Here is a 1,893-nt window from a genome sequence, read left to right on the forward strand (position 1 = left end):
AGGGTGGTGGTGTCGCCGACTTCGCGGCCTTCGGCGATGTCGCGCAGGAGGCGGCGCATGATTTTGCCGGAGCGGGTCTTGGGGAGTTCGCCGACGACTTTGATCTGCTTGGGTTTGGCGATGGGGCCGAGGGTGCGGCCGACGTGGGCGCGTAGTTCCTCGATGAGTTCGGGGGTTTCGGTGGCGCCGCCGCGCAGGATGACGAAGGCGACGATGGCCTGGCCGGTGGTGGGGTCGGTGGCGCCGACGACGGCGGATTCGGCGACGGTGGGGTGGCCGACGAGGGCGGATTCGACCTCGGTGGTGGAGATGTTGTGGCCGGAGACGAGCATGACGTCGTCGACGCGGCCCAGGAGCCAGATGTCGCCGTCGTCGTCCTTCTTGGCGCCGTCGCCGGCGAAGTAGCGGCCTTGGAAGCGGGACCAGTAGGTGTCGATGTAGCGCTGGTCGTCGCCCCAGATGGTGCGGAGCATGGAGGGCCAGGGCTCGGTGAGGACGAGGTAGCCGCCGGAGCCGTTGGGGACTTCGGTGCCGTTGTCGTCGACGACGGTGGCGGCGATGCCGGGCAGGGCGCGCTGGGCGGAGCCGGGCTTGGTCTCGGTGACGCCGGGCAGGGGGCTGATCATCATGGCGCCGGTCTCGGTCTGCCACCAGGTGTCGACGATGGGGGTGTGGCCGGCGCCGATGTGTTCGCGGTACCAGATCCAGGCTTCGGGGTTGATGGGTTCGCCGACGCTGCCCAGGACGCGCAGGGTGGAGAGGTCGTACTTGGCGGGGATGTCGTCTCCCCACTTCATGAAGGTGCGGATGGCGGTGGGGGCGGTGTAGAGGATGGTGACGCCGTACTTCTGGATGATTTCCCAGAAGCGTCCCTGGTGGGGGGTGTCGGGGGTGCCTTCGTAGATGACCTGGGTGGCGCCGTTGGCCAGGGGGCCGTAGACGATGTAGGAGTGGCCGGTGACCCAGCCGATGTCGGCGGTGCACCAGTAGACGTCCGACTCGGGCTTGAGGTCGAAGACGGCGTGGTGGGTGTAGGAGGCCTGGGTGAGGTAGCCGCCGGAGGTGTGGAGGATGCCCTTGGGCTTTCCGGTGGTGCCGGAGGTGTAGAGGATGAACAGGGGGTGTTCGGCGTCGTGTGCCTCGGGGGTGTGGTGGGTGGACTGGCGGGCGGTGATCTCGTGCCACCACACGTCGCGGCCCTCGGTCCAGGGGATCTCCTGCTCGGTGCGGCGCACGACGAGGACGTGTTCGACGCCTTCGGTCTTGGTGAGGGCCTCGTCGATGGCGGGCTTGAGGGCGGAGGGCTTGCCGCGGCGGTAGCCGCCGTCGGCGGTGATGACGAGTTTGGCCTGGGCGTCGTGGATGCGGGAGGCGACGGCGTCGGCGGAGAAGCCGCCGAAGACGACGGAGTGGGTGGCGCCGATGCGGGCGCAGGCGAGCATGGCGATGACGGCTTCGGCGATCATCGGGAGGTAGATGGCGACGCGGTCGCCCTTGGTGACGCCGAGTTCGAGCAGGGCGTTGGCGGCCTGGGAGACCTCGTCCTTGAGCTGGGCGTAGGTGATGGAGCGGCTGTCGCCGGGTTCGCCTTCGAAGTGGATGGCGACGCGGTCGCCGTGGCCGTTGTCGACGTGGCGGTCGACGCAGTTGTAGGCCACGTTGAGGGTGCCGTCGGCGAACCAGGTGGCGAATGGGGGGTTCGTCCAGTCGAGCGTCTGGGTGGGCTCGGTGGCCCAGTCCAGGCGGCGGGCCTGCTCGGCCCAGAAGCCCAGGCGGTCCTCGGAGGCCTGCGCGTACGCGGCCGCGGTGACGTTGGCCGCTGCGGCGAGCTCTGCCGGGGGAGCGAAACGACGCTCCTCCTTGAGCAGGTTGGCCAGGCTCTCGTTGCTCAAC

Annotated in this window: 1 protein-coding gene; it reads right to left on the bottom strand. The window is 69.1% G+C overall.

Annotated elements, in window-relative coordinates:
* Positions 1-1,892 (bottom strand): acetate--CoA ligase (gene acs / locus PUR71_RS00510; RefSeq protein ID WP_329924281.1); only part of this gene is annotated, 1,892 nt, incomplete at its 3' end.
* Position 1,893 lies beyond the last annotated feature (1 nt).

The organism is Streptomyces sp. SP17BM10, from assembly GCF_036322405.1.
GTDB lineage: Bacteria > Actinomycetota > Actinomycetes > Streptomycetales > Streptomycetaceae > Kitasatospora.